This is a genomic window from Empedobacter falsenii (assembly GCF_013488205.1).
Lineage (GTDB): Bacteria > Bacteroidota > Bacteroidia > Flavobacteriales > Weeksellaceae > Empedobacter > Empedobacter falsenii_C.
Window position 1 is genome coordinate 1,587,385 of record NZ_CP040908.1, and the last position, 16,632, is coordinate 1,604,016.

Consider the following 16,632-nt stretch of genomic DNA (forward strand, 5'->3'; position numbering starts at 1 on the left):
AACAGATCGTATGAAAAATGACAGAAGCAAAATATTTTTATTTTTAGATGATCAATTGCAGCCGATTGCAGAATTGGACGCACCTACTGTTTTTGATTTAGATACAGAAAAGATGGTTGATGGAGAACATTTTTTAAAAATAGTTAGTCGTTCGACAACGGGCAAAGAAGGAATTAAAATCATACAGTTTACTGTTACAAACGGACCTTTTATTCAAGTAGAAGGAATAAAAAATAAGTCTATTTTAAATGGAACTGTTTCACTTATGATAAATGCTTACGATAAAGGAAAACAAAAAAGTTTTTTAATTAATGGTAGCGAAACACCTAAAACTATTCCTTATTGGATATGGATACTTATAATTTTGTTCATTGGATGGGCTATATATTATGAGATTACTAGTTATGCTGTTTAAAAACAATGTGATAATAGATTAATAAAGTACGTTTTAGATATATTTAATTAAATATCTTGTTGTTATTTAAATGAATTAATTTTTGTCATATAATTAATATTTGGCACTCTAATTGATTTATGTCATAATAAATTTATATATAAAATAAACAAATAACAATAAAGCTATAGGTTTTGTGTTGATTTTATTTTTCTTATTACGTTCTATTCGTCAATTCTAATTCATTAATTAATATTAGCATATGAAAAAATCAAAAAAATCAGATCTTAAATCAGAACAAATGAGTCAATTTACAGTTGATAATTCGAATCAAAAATTGACAACTAATGACGGTGTCTCTATCTATGATAATAATAACACCTTAAAAGTTGGAGATAGAGGACCTTCCTTACAACAAGACCATATATACTTTGATAAGTTGGGTCATTTCGATCGAGAAAGAATACCTGAACGTGTTGTACATGCTCGAGGTAGTGGAGCTCACGGAATATTAGAAATACATGAGGATATAAGTGAATATACATGTGCAAAATTTCTTCAAAAAGGTAAAACGACTCCACTATTTATTCGTTTTTCAACCGTTGCAGGATTTAAAGGATCTACAGATTTAGCTAGGGATGTTAGAGGATTTTCTGTAAAATTTTACACAGAAGATGGTAACTATGATTTAGTTGGAAATAACATTCCTGTATTTTTTATTCAAGATGCTATGAATTTCCCTGATTTAATACATGCTGTTAAGCCAGAGCCAGATAAAGAAATTCCCCAAGCTGCTTCAGCGCACGATACTTTTTGGGATTTTATTTCATTAATGCCTGAATCTGCGCATATGATAATGTGGGCGATGTCTGACCGAGCAATTCCTCGTAGCCTTAGAATGATGGAGGGGTTTGGTGTACATACATTTAAATTGATTAATGAGAAAGGTAAAGCAACTTTTGTTAAATTCCATTGGAAACCTCGATTAGGAGTACATTCTGTAGCATGGAACGAAGCTCAGAAAATTTCCGGATTTAATTCTGACTTTCATCGTCAAGATTTATGGGAAGCTATTGATACAGGTAATTTTCCGCAATGGGATTTAGGTGTTCAACTAATTCCTGAAGAAGATGAATTAAAATATTCTTTTGATTTATTAGATGTAACAAAGATAGTTCCAGAGGAATTAGTACCCGTTAAAATTATTGGCACAATGACACTTAATAGAAATCCAGACAATTTTTTTGCTGAAACAGAACAAGTGGCTTTCGACCCCGGAAGAATTATCCCAGGTATAGATTTATCGGATGATCCTTTACTGCAAGGTCGTGTTTTTTCGTATATGGATACACAGAATTATAGATTAGGAGGAGGAAACTTTCATGAAATTCCTATTAATAGATCATTAAACCAAAAGCATAATAATCAAAAAGATGGAACAGGGAGAATTGATATACTGAAAGGAGGTGTAAGTTATTTTCCAAATAGTAAAGCTTCGGGATGTCCTTATCATGCTATGTTGAAAGGTGAAGAGGGCTTTCAATCACATCAACAAGAGGTACAAGGTAAAAAAGTAAGAGGAAGATCTGATTCTTTTGCTGATCATTTTTCTCAAGCAACCTTATTTTTTAATTCACAATCCAAACCAGAAAAACAACATATTATAGATGCTTTTAGTTTTGAATTGAGTAAGGTAACTGATCCAAAAATTAGAGAGAGACAAGTTGCTATACTTCATCAAATTGATAAAACTCTAGCGCAAAAAGTAGGAGATAATCTTGGTATTAAGCCTCCAAAAGAGTTGGATGAACTGACATTAAGTTTTGCAAGGCAAAATCATCCCAATTATCCTCTACAGCCTAAAAAACAAGAAATAAATTCATCTGATGCTTTGAGTATGAAAGTAAAAGAAGGTGAAGGAACTATTAAAACTAGAAAAGTAGCCTTTTTAGTGGATAATGGTGTTTCTAAAAAAAGTGTAGATCAATTAAAAAAAGCATTGGAAAAAGAGGGAGCTCAAGCGGTATTAATTTCATCTAAAGTAGGTGTACTAACTTATGAAGAAGGAAGTAAAGAAAAGATTTCCCATAGTTATCTTACAGATCCATCTGTTTGTTATGATGCAGTGTTTACACCATCAGGCAAATCAATTGAATCTTTAAAATTGAATCCAGATTATTATGAATTTATCAATGATTCTTACAGACATTGTAAAATATTAGCATTTGCAAAAGGAGCAGGTACGTTAATGGATAATTCATTTGTGAAACCTGATAGAGGAGTGATTTTAGAAGATGAAAATGAGAATTGGATTGTGGATTTTATTCAAGTAATGAAATTACATCGTATTTGGGACCGTGAAGAAGAAAGGAAGGTTCCTTCATAATAAAATGTTTAACGTGATATAATTATAAAATTTAGACGAATGATTTTACAACTTAGTCCTACAATACTTGTAGATACCCCTATTGGTAGAGGTCATACTATTTTTATAATTGATTATGGTATGCATCAAAATTCGTGTTGGGTCGTAACGATGGAAAAAAATGGCATTGTAAAACATTTTGATAGCAATGACATTATAGTTTGTACAAATTTTACTTTTCATATCAATGAGGAGAAAAATTGTTTTAATCACAATTCAGAAATAAAAAAATAAAATTATGGGAAATGCACAGTCACCGACAGAAAATTTGAGCGGAAATAAAGCCATTGAAAAGATAAAATCTATTGCTGAAACTGCCCGAACTTGCTTTTTTACCACTAATATTGGCGGTAATACTACAAGTAGACCAATGGCTCTTCAGGAAGTAGATGAGGTTGGTAACCTCTGGTTTTTGAGTGACGTTCGTTCACTGAAAAATGATGAAATTGAAGCCAATCCTAATGTAGAACTGTATTTTATGAATAATTCTAAATACGAATACATCTTTATTAAAGGAAAAGCCAGTGTTTCAAAAGATAAAACTTTAATTGATAAATACTGGACCAATTTTGCAAATGCTTGGTTTGATGGAAAAGACGATCCTAATATCAGTGTAATAAAATTTTCGCCAAACGATGGGTATTATTACGAAACCAAAGACAATAAGTTTATTGCCATGTCGAAAATGCTTTTTGCCGCCGTTACAGGAAGTACAATTGAAGACGGAGGAATTGAAGGAGAACTGAAACTATAAAGAATAAATTATTGTCTTCTACAATGTTAATTAATTAAAGAAAAATGCAGAAACAAACTATTTATGGCATTGCATTTGAAATATTATTTTTATTAACGCAATTTATTAATATTTAAAAATCACACATTATGGGAATTCTAACATGGATAATTTTCGGCCTTATAGCCGGAGCAATAGCAAAAGCAATACACCCTGGTAACGATCCAGGTGGTTGGATAGTAACAATAATTATTGGGATTATTGGAGCTGTTGTCGGTGGGTGGCTTGGATCGATGCTTTTAGGTGTCGATGTAAGCGGATTTAATATTTCTAGTTTTTTAGTTGCAATTGCTGGAGCAGTTTTATGTCTAGCAGTGTATAGAATGATTTCGAAAAAATAGACTGTCTAATTAACGATTAAAATACTGTAAAGTCTCAGAGCGCTGAGACTTTTTGTTTAATATTACTATTTATAATTATGAAAAATACAGTCATTGATTTAATTACTAAAACAGCGGTAATTACTGGCGCTTCTAGTGGTGTTGGCTTAGCTACAGCACACTTATTTGCTCAAAATGGATATCAATTGGTTTTGGCAGCACGAGGTGTAGAAGGTTTAGAAAAGGCGGTTTCAGAATGCAATGCTTTCGGTGGAAAAGCGGTTTATAAATCAACTGACGTTTCTAATGCAAATGAAGTAAAAGATTTAGTTGAATTTGCTCTGAAAGAATTTGGACGCATAGATATATGGGTAAATAATGCAGGGGTAATGTCTAGTGGGAAATTTGGAGAAATTCCAATGGAAGTTAATGAACAGGTTATAAAAACCAATCTCATGGGATATATGCATGGAGCTTATTATGTTTTACCAGTTTTTAAAGAACAAAATCAAGGAATACTCATCAACAATGTATCAATAGGAGGGTTTATGCCTGCGCCTTTTAGCTCAGTATATTCTGCTACAAAAACAGGAATAAAAGGGTTGATTAGTGGATTACAAAGCGAATACAGTGTCTATCCAGCTATACATATTTGTAATATTTATCCTCAAATTCAGAGATCAACAGGAAATATGCATTCAGCAAAATATTCTGGATTAGATTTTAAAATACCTCCTTTCGCTGCAGATCCTAATGATACGGCAAAAGTAATATACAATCTAACAATTAAACCTAAAAATGATACGTTTCCAGATGCAAGTTCATACTTAATAAAATTTATTCATGGTATATTCCCACAAACATTTACCAATTTAGCAACTGCAGTAATGAGACTAATGATGAAATTTAGTAATGGTAATGATAACGAAGGCAATATTTTATATGCATCTTCAGATCCGCATCAGATTTATGGAGAAACGAGTATTCCTGTTCCTTCAAAATCTACTCAAAGAATAGTCTCTTTAGGTATATTAATAGGTTTAGGATTGTATACAACCACAAGGATTAGAAGAAAATACAAATAGGATTATAAAACACTTTATAGCAACAAATTATTAACTAAAATATATTCATATGAAACCAGAACATTTAAATTCAGATTCAATTCAAAGCTTATTGAATGAATTATATAATCGAGCTTTTGAAAAAGGTTACGAGAAAGGAAAAAAAGAGTTCTCAGAAAATTGTGAGACAGATCCTCGTGAAGGTGTTATTATAAGTGAAGGAGGTGATATAGAGAAAACTGCTGAAATACAGATGTCCAATCAAGAAAAATTAGAGGTAGTAGAATATATAAAAAACAAATTGTTTGATATATTAAATGATTAGAATGAAACATTTTAATCAAAATATTTCAATTCAATTCCATCAAAAGAAGCAAAAACCATTGAAGGAAAACTATCTAAATGAAAACTATTTCCTTTGTTGTCTATGCCAATAGCTCCTGCATATCCATTAAACTCTTTAAGTTCTTCAAAACTTTTAGTAAATGCAGCTTCAATGCTCATACCATCCGAGACTCTTGTTACAATTTTAGCAGCCATTGCGCCACTTACAATATCTTCACCAACGCCAGTCATACTAACACCGCAGGATTGATTGGCGTAATTTCCAGCAACAGTAGCAGAATCTGAAACACGCCCTGGTATTTCAAAACCTTTTCCTCCAGTTGATGTAGCCACAGCAATATTATTATCGCCATCTAAACAAACACATCCAACTGTACTTGTTTTCGAAGAAATTATTTTTTCTTCGAATTCTTTTTTACGTTGTTCAGTTTCAGGATTAAAATACTCGAATCCATGTTTACGTGCAAATTCTATTGCTCCGCTACCAGCCAAAATACGATCATCGTAAGTCATTAGTTTTTCTGCAACTAAAATTGGATGTTCAACATTTTCTATATTAATAACACCAGACATTTTAAGAGTATTCCCATTCATTAAAGCGGCACTTAATCTTATTTTTCCATCCGATTGAATTTGAGAACCTAAACCTGCATTAAATAAAGGGTCGTCTTCTAATAAACTTACTGTATATACAACAGTTTCAACTGCTGTATGTGTTGTTAAATAGTCGTACCCTTTTTGAACTATTTTAATTAAAGCATTTTGTTTTTGAAATTTAGTTTCAGGATCGGTTAATGATTCTGAAAAAAAACCACCGTGAATAATTAGTTTCATTTTATTGATTATTATATTGAGAATCTTTGATTATTATTTTATTTTGATCAAAATGAAAAACATCATTTCGTGTCATCACATGAGAAATAATATGGCTTATTGAAATTGGATATCCAATTTCGATTTGAGAAAGACTAGTATCTAAAATTTCTCGACCATCAACCAAAATAACTGAACCAGAGCCTATTGCTGTCATTTTATTGTTGTTGTCGCTTATAATTAGCCCAGTATCTTCACTTAAACCAATTCCAATCTTCATGGGATTTCCTGTAACAGCCTGAAAAAGGCGTCCAATTCTTCCTCTTTGAATAAAATGAGTGTCAACGATAATAGAATCTATTAATCCAAGACCACTGTTCATCTCAACAGATCCTTTTAGTAATGCATCAGAACTTGCTCCTTGATAGATCATGCTAGATGAAGCGGCGGCTGCTCCTGCTGAAGTACCTGCATAAATAAACTCTTCATGATAATATTTTTGCAACAGTTTTTGTTGAAAAGGTGTACCTCCAATAGTTGAGGTTAACCTAAGTTGATCTCCTCCACTAAATAATACAACATCAGCTTCATCTAATCGTTTTAACGATTCTGGTGAAAGCGCATCTAAACGTGTATTTATATCCAAATGTTCAACATTGTGTGCATCCAAAAGACTGAAAGCTTTGATATAGGCTTCAGCAGCAGTTTTAGGAGATTGAGAAGCGGTGGTTATAATTTCAATTCTAGAATTTTCTTTGTGTTTTGCTTCCTCAAGAATCTTTTTTAGAATACCATTTTGATAAAAGAAATCATTGATAATTTCCTCACGTGGTAAATGCGTTGGTAAGGAATCAGCAGTATTTATTCCACCTCCAACAATTATTAATTTTCCTTTAATACTCATCATTATTGATTTTATAACTTCAATTTAATTAATATTAACTGGACAAGAGGAGAATAAACCTTAAAATAATGGTAAAATAGTGTTAATAAGGGAAAAAGGTCTAGTTCTTGTAATCATTTACTAAATTTTTTAACACTTACCACATATGAAAATAGAAAATATATCGATTTTAAAAGGACCAAATTTTTGGAGTATCAAGAGAGAAAAACTAATTCAAATGCGATTGAATTTAGGTCGCTTAGAACAATTTCCAACGAACAAAATTGATGGATTTGCAGAACGTATACAATCATGGTTACCTACAATGTTTTCGCATCGTTGTTCTGAAGGGGTAGCTGGTGGTTTTTTTACTCGTGTAAAAGAAGGAACTTGGATGGGGCATGTAATTGAGCATATCGCATTAGAAATACAAACCCTAGCGGGTATGAATACAGGCTTTGGCAGAACTCGCGAAACAAATACGCCAGGTACTTATAATGTTGTATTTGCTTATCAAGATGAGCAGGTAGGGATATATGCAGCAAAAGCAGCTGTTAGAATTGCAGAAGCATTAATATCTAATTCGTCTTATTCCATTTTAGATGATATTAAAAATATGACTAAAATATGGAATTCAAATAAACTCGGTCCTTCTACACAAAGTATAATTAATGAAGCAGAAAACCGAAAAATACCATGGACACGATTAAATAATCATTCTTATATCCAATTGGGATATGGTAAAAATCAAGCTAGATTAGAGGCGACAATTACAGATAAAACCAACTATCTGGCTGTTGAGATTGCATGTGATAAATTTCGAACCAAACAATTATTAAAGGATGCATTTATTCCTATCGCTGATGGTGGTATAGGCGAAAATGAAGAAGATTTAAAAAAAATAATAGATGAAATAGGCTATCCAATTGTTATTAAACCATATAATTGTAATCACGGAAGAGGAGTAACCACCAATATAAATGAATATGAAACTGCTGAAAAAGCATTCCAGAATGCACGAGAATTTAGTCAAAAAATAATCGTAGAAAAATTTGTAAAAGGTTATGATTTTAGAATATTGGTCATCAATAAAAAAGTAGTTGCTGCGGCCAAACGAATACCTGCTCATATAATTGGAGATGGAAAACTTACGATAAAAGAATTAATTCAAATTGAAAATGAAAACCCTAAAAGAGGAGAAGGTCATGAACAAGTTTTAACAAAAATTAGCATTGACCATCATACCATTTCATTATTAAAATCAAAAAACTACGATCTACAATCTATACCCAAACGTGCTGAAATAATTTATTTAAAAGCAACAGCAAATCTAAGTACAGGAGGAACATCTATTGATACAACTGAAGACCTTCATCCTGATAATATTATCATAGCAGAGAAAATTGCTAAAGTCATCAATTTGGATATATGTGGTATTGATATCATAGCATCCAATTTATCCGAATCTTTGTATACATCTGGTGGAGTGGTTATAGAAGTAAATGCAGCTCCAGGATTTAGAATGCATATAGAACCAACAAAAGGAATTTCGCGCAATGTTGCTTCTCCCGTTTTAGATATGCTATTCCCTTTTCAAAAATTACCAACTATTCCAATATTAGCAATTACAGGTACCAATGGTAAAACAACCACCACTCGTTTAATTGCACATATATTTAAAAACACTGGAAAAAATGTAGGTTATACAACATCTGACGGTATTTATATCAACAATCAGCTAATGGAGAAAGGGGATACAACAGGTCCTATTAGTGCAAAAAAAATATTGAATGATCCAACAATAGATATTGCTGTTTTAGAAACAGCAAGAGGTGGAATTTTGAGAGAAGGTCTTGGATTTAGTGCTTGCGATATTGGTATAATAACCAATATTACAGAAGATCATTTGGGATTAAAAGATATCGATTCTTTAGAGCAATTAGCCAGAGTAAAATCTGTTGTTGTTGAAAGTGTGAAAAAAGACGGTTGGGCAATTTTAAATATTGAAGATTATTATTCAATGGAAATTTCAAAGAAATTAGCATGTCAAATAGCATATTTTTCATTGGATGAAAAAAGTAAAGAAGTTCAAAAACTTATAAAAAAAGGAAATATAGTCGCATTGTATACACAAGAAAATATTGTAATACAGACTAAAAAAGAACGAATAGTTGTTGCGAATATTTACGATATACCGTTAACAATGGATGGAAAAGCTATTTTCATGATTCAAAATGTTCTAGCTGCTGTATTAGCAGCATATATATCAGGTTTGCATGTTCCCCAGATTACGAAAGCGTTGAATACTTTTTTCCCAAGTCCAGATTTAACACCTGGTAGAATGAATATTTTTCAGTTCAAAGAATTTAAAATATTAATCGATTTCGCACATAACCCTGCAGGATACACAGCTATAAAAGATTATTTGTCTAAAGTGGAAGCAAATAAAAAAATTGGAATTATTTCAGGTGTAGGGGATAGAAGAGACGAAGACATACAAAAGTGTGGAAAAATAGCAGCTGAGATGTTTGATTATATTATTATTCGACAAGAGCGACACTTAAGAGGTCGAACAGAGAAAGAAATTATACAGTTGCTTGTAAAAGGTATTCATGAAGTTCAAGAGAATTTTCCTTATGAAATAATTCCGAACGAAATTGAAGCGATAGAACATACAATAAACAAAGCAGAAAAAGGTGATTTTATAGTCGCACTTAGCGATGCTGTTTCCAATGCTATAGAAGTAGTGCAATTTCATATGAACAAAAATTCCTAAACAATTTAAATTATAAAAAGTAAATGTTTAATTAAAATCAAAATTTATGAGAAATCTAATTTCAATTATTGCTGTAGTATTACTTATTTTGTGGGCTATAGGTTATTTCGGATTCGGCCAAGCAGTAGGTCAATTTATACACATATTACTTGTACTTGCTATCATAGCTTTATTGTACAGATTAATTACAGGCCGAAAACCTTAGTATTAAAAATAATCTGAAAGAATATATCAAAATTCTTTCAGATTATTTTTTAAATATATAACCCTATTTTGTTATTCGATCAAAACCAAAAGTTTTTAAACGATCATCAATTTTATTAAGAATAATATTTTTTAAAACCTGAGCTGCAACCATAGAAAATGTAATTCCATTCCCTCCATAGCCTAAAGCAAATAGAGTACGATCTCCTTTTTTCCATGCTCCCATATAAGGTAAACCATCATCAGTCGAACTAAATGTTCCGCACCAAGCCATCTCAGTTTTAAATTCAATAGTAGGATATAGATTTTTGAATTTTCGTTCTAAAATTTTGACCTTAGTACGAAGTAGTTCATCTCTTTTTTCAGGATTTTGAAAATCTTCATCTTCACCACCAACTATCAAACGGTTATCTTTTGTAGTTCTCATGTATAGATAAGGTTCTGCAGTTTCCCAAATTAAACTACGGTTTGGCCAAATCATTTTTTCATCAATTGGAACGGAACAAATAGCATAGGTAGATAACAAATTCATCACTTTTTTAGGAAGGAATTGCCCTGCTTCAAATCCAGTTGCAACAATTACATATTTACACGAAACAGTATGGCCATGCTGTGTGATGAGTTTGCAACCTTTTTTAGTTTCTTGTATTTTTTCAACTTTTGTATGCGTGTAAATTTTTAGATTGTGTTTTTGTTGATGATATTTCAGTAAATTAATCGCTCCTTTATATGCATCCATTTGAGCTGAGGTATCATTTTGTAATGCAGCAATTCCGTCTATGTTTTGATATTCTTTTAATTGTTGTGCATGCAAATATTTTACAGGTAAGCCAACTTCTGTTCTTATTTCAAACTCTTTATCTAATAACTCAACACCAGCTTTATTACTTGCCAATAAGACGGTTGGAACTCTTGTAAAATCAGCATCAATATTTGTTTTCTTAAAAATAGTTTCAATATCTGTAATTGATTGTAAACAATTAAAATAAGCGTCGATAGCAATTTTTTTGGGAACTTTATGAATTAATTTACATAAAGGCGTATCAATTTCATATTGTAATTGTGCTGTACTTGCGGCAGAACTTCCAGTAGAAATAGTTCGTTTATCAATTAATGCACATTCTATTCCTGCTTCGCATAATTCATGAGCTACTAATGCACCTGTAATGCCAGAACCGATTATAGCAACATCAATTTTAAAATCATTTCGAAGTGGATTGTATAAGTCAAAAAATTCATTTTTAACAATCCAATAAGGTAATCCAGAATGTAAATCCATATTTATTGCGTTAAGTGGTTTAGATAAACTATACCCTAAAAATCAAGCCAAAAATAGTAAATCTCTTTTGCTGTGTGAAATAATTTTGAAAATGTTAAACATTTAAAAATGTGATAATTGGCTTGATGCTTGTGATGAATTAGAAGTTAATCTAAGTTAGATTATAAAATCACTTAAAAATAAAATTATGGCTAAATTAAAACGAAAAAATTATAAACTGAATTATATCGATTATGGTGATAAAATTGCTCAACCCGTTATTTTGATTCATGGTTGGCCGCTTAGTTTACAATCGTGGGAATATCAAATTGCAAAAATTGTCGAAGCTGGTTTTCGTTGTATAGCTTATGACCGAAAAGGTTTTGGAAAATCGTGTGCAACATGGGATCGTTATGATTATGATGCATTGGCAGAAGATCTACACGTGTTGATTGATGATTTGCAGTTGAAAAATGTAGTGTTAGTAGGTTTTACGATGGGTGGAGGAGAAGTAGTTCGCTATATTGCGAATTACGGAAACAAAAATATTTCAAAAATTGCTTTAATTAGTTCAATTATTCCTCTAGTAAAACAAACTGATGATAATGAGTATGGCGTTCCGCAAAAGGATTTAGATCACATTATTCATCAACTTGAAACAAGTCGTTTGGAATTTTTAGAAGGTTTTCATAAAGGCTTTTACAATCATGGTTTGTTAAAAAAATCTGTAAGCAAAGAACAATTAGATTTTGATTTCTCTGTTTCTTCTCATGCTTCACCTATTGCAACTCTAAAAGCTGCACGCTCTTGGATGGATACAGATTTTAGAACTGAATGTAAAATGATTGATGTGCCAACATTAATTATTCATGGAAAAGATGATCAAACTGTACCAATAAAAACAGCAGGAGATCAAGCTTCAAAATTGATTACGAATTCGACTTATATTGTTTATGAAGATGCTCCGCATGGCTTGAATATTACTCATAAAGAGCAGTTGAATATGGATTTGGTAGAATTTCTGTTGAATATAGAACACCAAAAAGATTAGAATATGAAAAATTCGAGTAAAAAGATAATCTCCGGAATAGCAATTGCTGGTTTAGGAGGAGTTTGTTATGCGTGGTTAAATTTTAGAAAAGTAAAAATACCATCTTATGTAACAGTTGTTGAAAATTTTGATGCACAACAATATATGGGAAAATGGTATGAAATAGCACGTTTCGACTTTAAGTTTGAAAAGAATTTGAATCAAGTTACAGCAACTTATTTTCTGAATAAAAAAGGAGTGATTGAAGTCCATAACCGTGGATTTGATGACAAAGAGAATAAATGGAAAGAAGCACATGGAAAAGCAACTTTTAATGGAGAAGAAGGAAAAGGTGCGCTGAAAGTTTCATTTTTTGGACCATTTTATTCAGGATATAATATTGTAATGATGGATCCGATTTATGAAACAGCTTTAGTTTTTGGAGAAAGTCATGATTATATGTGGATTTTATCTCGAAAGAAAACAATCTCAGAAGAGGTAAAACAGAAGTATCTCAACTATGCAGAAGAAAAAGGTTATGATATTTCCCAATTAACGTGGACAAAGCAAGATTGATGTGTGATTAATTTCCTAATTAAAAACCCAATGATTTTTTAGTAAATTCAGTGGGTTTTTAATTCTTTAGTTTTTATTATACAAAAAATAAATTACTCAGTTAGAGGATTAATATTATCTGCAACAGGAAATTCCTGTCCTGTTTGACCAATAGTCTTATTAAAATCAAATTTTGCAGCATCAGACATATTAGCACCACCAGCTAATTTAGCTTTATCTAGCAAGTCTAAAGCTAATTTTTCTTCTTCACGTTGTTCCATTACTAACCATTGTAAAAAATTCCAAGTAGCCCAATCTTCCTCATCAATACACATTTTTACAATTTTGTAAATAGATTCTGTGTTTTCAATTTCTTGTTTCAAAACTGCTTCAAAACATTGTAAAACATTTTTTGGTTCAGGACCAGGTTTTTGTATGGCTTCAATTTTTACACTACCACCTCGTTCTTGTATATATTCTATAATTTTTGCCATATGAACACGTTCCTCTTGCGAATGTTTCATCATAAAACTTTTAATACCATCTAATCGGTTATCATCTGCCCAACAAGCAAGCATCAAGTAAATTTGAGCAGAAAAAGCTTCAAGTGTAATTTGTTTATTTAAAGCATTTTGTAAATTTTTTGAAATTCTAGTTGTATTCATTTTTGTGATTATTTAGTTATGATATTTTAGATTGGAATTTTCAGACCAAACTATTAATTTAAATGTTAATACTTTCTAAAATATTGATATTTAGAGTAGATTTAAATTGAATTAAGATGAAATCGCAAAACCAGAAAATGAAAAAGGTTCTCAATTTTTCAATTGAGAACCTTTTTCTATATAATATAATTTTTAATAAGTTTTATTTTCCAATGCAGAAAGTGTAAAAGCCTTTATTTATCAATAGTGTAGGGGAGTGTGGTGTACTATTGGTGTACAAAAAGTATTAATATTTTAACGAAATATTAGCAATATCCGATAAAAGAATCAATCTTAATTATTACAATTTAATATTACTGATTAAATAATTCTTGATTTGTTTTGCTCTTTAATGATATTAATAATTTGTTTTTGAATCCAAACAGGAGCGTACTTTAATTGTTTATGAACTACTTCATTATTCAATTGTTGCACGTTAGGTTGTATTTGAATTAAGAATTCATCTGTCACGTTTTTTTGACCTATTTCTTTAAAAGCCTGAACAATTAAGTGTAATAATTCATCTTTGATGGCAAAGCTTTTAGGAACTGTTTTTTTTAATTGAATGGTACGATTTCCTATTCTTATTTCGCGTTGTGATCCATCAGTTAGATATACAGCTTTTAAAGGAACCTGAGTTGCTAATCCTAATAAATATAAAGCCAAAACTCCTGAGGGAGAAATACGTGCCTTATCTCGTTGTGCGATTTGTTTCGCTATTTCTTCAGTTGTGGGATAAATAGTACCTAACAACGGATCTTTTTTAGGTTTAAGATAAATACCTTGAGCTAAACGCTCAACTAAACCTTCTTTTTCTAAACGAGAAAGTACTTTACGGATGTTATCTGAAGAGCCATATTTTGAGAAATCAGCTAAAAAAAATATTTTGCCAAAAGATGATTTTGAAATCTTTGTTTCTATTTGATTTTTAGCTGATTTCATTTTGTTTTTGGTTAATTTTATGTCACAAATTTAGTGAAAATTTGTGACAAAATTTAATTTTAAAAATGTAATTATAGTAATTCTATATCTTGTAATTTTCGCCCAAATTCATCATCTGCTGCTAGTTTGAAAAGATCATCTTGTAAACCTAGGGGTGTACTTTAATTGTTTTTTGAATGACTACATTATTTAATTGTAGCACAGTAGAATGTATTAGATTTATTAATTCATCTTTCACGTTTTTTTGGCCTATTTCTTTAAAAATGCACTGTCTTTTAAAGTTTATAAGTTTACAAATATAGCTTGGGTTAGCTTTTTCAAATCCATCTAACCTTCCCATTATTTAGTTCTGTTTTCAAATTAAGATTTATTAAGTGCATTTTATTACACTATTTATTGATTCTTACATATCAAACCTAAAATATTCTTCTAAAAGTGCAATTCATTGCACTTTTCTTGTTTAATATAAGATTTATATCTAAATTTACAATAAAAGTGCAATATATGACACTATTAATAATCGAACAGATAAAAGAACGTCGTAAAGTTTTAGATATTACACAAGAATCATTAGCTGATATTTCGGGTGTGGGTTTACGAACATTAAAACAATTTGAAAGTGGTAAAGGTAATCCCACCTTAGAAACATTGCAAAAATTATGTGATGCGTTAGGATTAGAGATGAAATTAGAAGTTAAAACGATTGAATCATGAGAATTGCACATGTTTTATATAAAGGAGAAAGGGCAGGAGTTCTAACGCAATTGGATAATGGTCGCTTTCATTTTAAATACAATGAGAATTGGCTATCAGATGAATCTAAACCATCAGTCAGTTTAACATTGCCTAAAAATCAAATTGAATTCGAATCAGAATCATTATTTCCTTTTTTCTATCATCTATTACCTGAAGGTGTAAATAAACGAATGATTTGTAAAACATATAAGATTGATGAAGATGATGCTTTTGGAATATTATTACAAGCATCTAAAATAGATACAATTGGTGCAGTAACAATAGAAAGAGTGTAAAATGAAATTAGAATTAATTAATTGTCCCGGTTCTTTAAAAGAAAATTTTAATACATATAGTCCAAGTGTATTAAAGAAGTTGTTTAATGGAAAAAAAGTGAATCCAATTTTAAATTATACTTCGCCAACTGATCGTAAGGATAAAAGTAGTTTTAACCAAAATCAAACACATATTTCTATTTCAGGATTTCAAGAGAAATATTCTTTAATTCTTGATGGAAAAGAACTAAGATTAACCAATGAAAACGAAAGTGGTCAATATATTTTAAAACCAATTTCTGATTTACCAAAATATAGTGAATTTGCACCAGCAAATGAACATTTGACGATGCAAATCGCTAAACAAATTTTTAAAATTGAAACAGCAGAAAATGCGTTAGTATTTTTTGAAGATGGAAGTCCTGCATACCTTACGAAGCGTTTTGATTATGATGGATATGGAAATAAATTAGCCGCAGAAGATTTTGCATCACTATTAGGAAAATCACCAGCAACAGATGGAGAACAATATAAGTATGAAGGGAATTATCTGGAGTTATTTGAAGCATTGAAAAAATATGTTCCTGCATGGAAAGTAGAAGCGCCTAAGCTATATACATTAATCGTATTCAATTATCTGTTTTCCAATGGAGATGCTCATTTAAAGAATTTTTCATTAATAGAAACTCAACAAGGCGATTTTAAATTAAGTCCAGCTTATGATTTATTAAATACTAAAATTCATATTGACGATTCAGATTTTGCATTAAAAGAGGGATTATTACCTAAATCAATTTCAAAAGGAAAAATAATAGACCAATTATTTTTGTTAGGTGAGAATGCAGAAATGACAGAAAAATCAATCATAAAAGTCATTCAAAATCTATCTTCTAAGGAAGATCAAGTGGTAGATTTAATTGGTAAATCGTATTTATCAGAAAAATTAAAACGTAATTATTTACAAAATTATCAACGTCGATTGAAGAAATTAAAAAATGATTAACTTCAAATACAAATGCCCGTTATTTCATACATTTTAATATGTTTTGTGTGAAATAACGGACGTTTTAAGTGTGATAGCTATAACTTCACTTGATAATTATTTTTACCCCTTAA

Annotated in this window: 18 protein-coding genes; 13 read left to right on the forward strand and 5 right to left on the reverse strand. The window is 30.7% G+C overall.

Annotation, left to right across the window (positions count from 1 at the left end):
* Window positions 1–10 precede the first annotated feature (10 nt).
* The 6 genes from FH779_RS07395 to FH779_RS07420 all read left to right on the forward strand — a co-directional run bounded on the left by FH779_RS07395 (window position 11) and on the right by FH779_RS07420 (window position 5,321).
* On the forward strand, window positions 11–415 hold the full coding sequence (locus tag FH779_RS07395; RefSeq protein WP_038330326.1) for a hypothetical protein: 405 nt from the start codon (window positions 11–13) through the stop codon (window positions 413–415).
* A gap of 241 nt (window positions 416–656) precedes the next feature.
* Complete coding sequence (locus FH779_RS07400; RefSeq protein ID WP_038330328.1) at window positions 657–2,780, forward strand: catalase; 2,124 nt, start codon at window positions 657–659, stop codon at window positions 2,778–2,780.
* Between the two features lie 277 nt (window positions 2,781–3,057).
* Window positions 3,058–3,573 (forward strand): pyridoxamine 5'-phosphate oxidase family protein, encoded by a 516-nt coding sequence (locus FH779_RS07405; protein ID WP_180906589.1) that lies wholly within the window; start codon window positions 3,058–3,060, stop codon window positions 3,571–3,573.
* A 128-nt stretch (window positions 3,574–3,701) separates the two neighbouring features.
* Window positions 3,702–3,953, forward strand: coding sequence for a GlsB/YeaQ/YmgE family stress response membrane protein (locus FH779_RS07410; protein WP_019976198.1), 252 nt, complete (start codon window positions 3,702–3,704; stop codon window positions 3,951–3,953).
* A gap of 77 nt (window positions 3,954–4,030) precedes the next feature.
* The gene (locus tag FH779_RS07415; protein WP_180906590.1) at window positions 4,031–5,017 is read left to right on the forward strand and encodes an SDR family NAD(P)-dependent oxidoreductase; all 987 of its coding nucleotides are present in this window, start codon (window positions 4,031–4,033) and stop codon (window positions 5,015–5,017) included.
* Window positions 5,018–5,066: 49 nt separating this feature from the next.
* Entirely contained in the window at window positions 5,067–5,321 is a 255-nt protein-coding gene (locus tag FH779_RS07420) for a hypothetical protein (protein ID WP_038330338.1), read from the forward strand.
* 11 nt (window positions 5,322–5,332) lie between these two features.
* On the opposite strand, the gene FH779_RS07425 is transcribed toward FH779_RS07420, so the two are convergent.
* Both FH779_RS07425 and FH779_RS07430 read right to left on the reverse strand, forming a co-directional pair.
* A complete protein-coding gene (locus tag FH779_RS07425) occupies window positions 5,333–6,175 on the reverse strand; it encodes an isoaspartyl peptidase/L-asparaginase (RefSeq protein WP_038330340.1) in 843 nt (280 codons plus the stop codon).
* A gap of 1 nt (window position 6,176) precedes the next feature.
* Window positions 6,177–7,058: a cyanophycinase gene (locus tag FH779_RS07430; protein WP_180906591.1), complete on the reverse strand. Its 882-nt coding sequence runs from the start codon at window positions 7,056–7,058 to the stop codon at window positions 6,177–6,179.
* Window positions 7,059–7,203: 145 nt separating this feature from the next.
* Here FH779_RS07430 and cphA point away from each other — a divergent pair, with 145 nt between their 5' ends.
* Window positions 7,204–9,813, forward strand: coding sequence for a cyanophycin synthetase (gene cphA, locus FH779_RS07435; RefSeq protein ID WP_038330341.1), 2,610 nt, complete (start codon window positions 7,204–7,206; stop codon window positions 9,811–9,813).
* Between the two features lie 46 nt (window positions 9,814–9,859).
* Window positions 9,860–10,018 (forward strand): lmo0937 family membrane protein, encoded by a 159-nt coding sequence (locus FH779_RS07440; RefSeq protein WP_115000514.1) that lies wholly within the window; start codon window positions 9,860–9,862, stop codon window positions 10,016–10,018.
* A 63-nt stretch (window positions 10,019–10,081) separates the two neighbouring features.
* Here FH779_RS07440 and FH779_RS07445 read toward each other — a convergent pair whose 3' ends face one another.
* Window positions 10,082–11,296, reverse strand: a complete 1,215-nt coding sequence (locus tag FH779_RS07445; RefSeq protein ID WP_038330343.1) for an NAD(P)/FAD-dependent oxidoreductase — start codon at window positions 11,294–11,296, stop codon at window positions 10,082–10,084.
* A gap of 187 nt (window positions 11,297–11,483) precedes the next feature.
* Here FH779_RS07445 and FH779_RS07450 point away from each other — a divergent pair, with 187 nt between their 5' ends.
* Window positions 11,484–12,326, forward strand: a complete 843-nt coding sequence (locus FH779_RS07450) for an alpha/beta fold hydrolase (protein WP_180906592.1) — start codon at window positions 11,484–11,486, stop codon at window positions 12,324–12,326.
* Window positions 12,327–12,329: 3 nt separating this feature from the next.
* Window positions 12,330–12,881, forward strand: a complete 552-nt coding sequence (locus FH779_RS07455) for a lipocalin family protein (RefSeq protein ID WP_180906593.1) — start codon at window positions 12,330–12,332, stop codon at window positions 12,879–12,881.
* A gap of 92 nt (window positions 12,882–12,973) precedes the next feature.
* Here the strand turns inward: FH779_RS07455 and FH779_RS07460 are convergent, their stop codons facing one another.
* Both FH779_RS07460 and FH779_RS07465 read right to left on the reverse strand, forming a co-directional pair.
* Window positions 12,974–13,525: a ferritin gene (locus tag FH779_RS07460; protein ID WP_180906594.1), complete on the reverse strand. Its 552-nt coding sequence runs from the start codon at window positions 13,523–13,525 to the stop codon at window positions 12,974–12,976.
* A 360-nt stretch (window positions 13,526–13,885) separates the two neighbouring features.
* Window positions 13,886–14,506, reverse strand: coding sequence for a DUF6088 family protein (locus FH779_RS07465; protein WP_180906595.1), 621 nt, complete (start codon window positions 14,504–14,506; stop codon window positions 13,886–13,888).
* Between the two features lie 504 nt (window positions 14,507–15,010).
* Here FH779_RS07465 and FH779_RS07470 point away from each other — a divergent pair.
* Genes FH779_RS07470 through FH779_RS07480 form a run of 3 tightly spaced genes read left to right on the forward strand, consistent with a single transcriptional unit; the run spans window position 15,011 to window position 16,519 of the window.
* Window positions 15,011–15,220, forward strand: coding sequence for a helix-turn-helix transcriptional regulator (locus tag FH779_RS07470; RefSeq protein WP_180906596.1), 210 nt, complete (start codon window positions 15,011–15,013; stop codon window positions 15,218–15,220).
* On the forward strand, window positions 15,217–15,537 hold the full coding sequence (locus FH779_RS07475) for a HipA N-terminal domain-containing protein (protein WP_180906597.1): 321 nt from the start codon (window positions 15,217–15,219) through the stop codon (window positions 15,535–15,537). Before FH779_RS07470 ends, FH779_RS07475 begins: the two co-directional genes overlap by 4 nt.
* A 1-nt stretch (window position 15,538) precedes the next feature.
* The gene (locus tag FH779_RS07480) at window positions 15,539–16,519 is read left to right on the forward strand and encodes a type II toxin-antitoxin system HipA family toxin (RefSeq protein ID WP_180906598.1); all 981 of its coding nucleotides are present in this window, start codon (window positions 15,539–15,541) and stop codon (window positions 16,517–16,519) included.
* Window positions 16,520–16,632 lie beyond the last annotated feature (113 nt).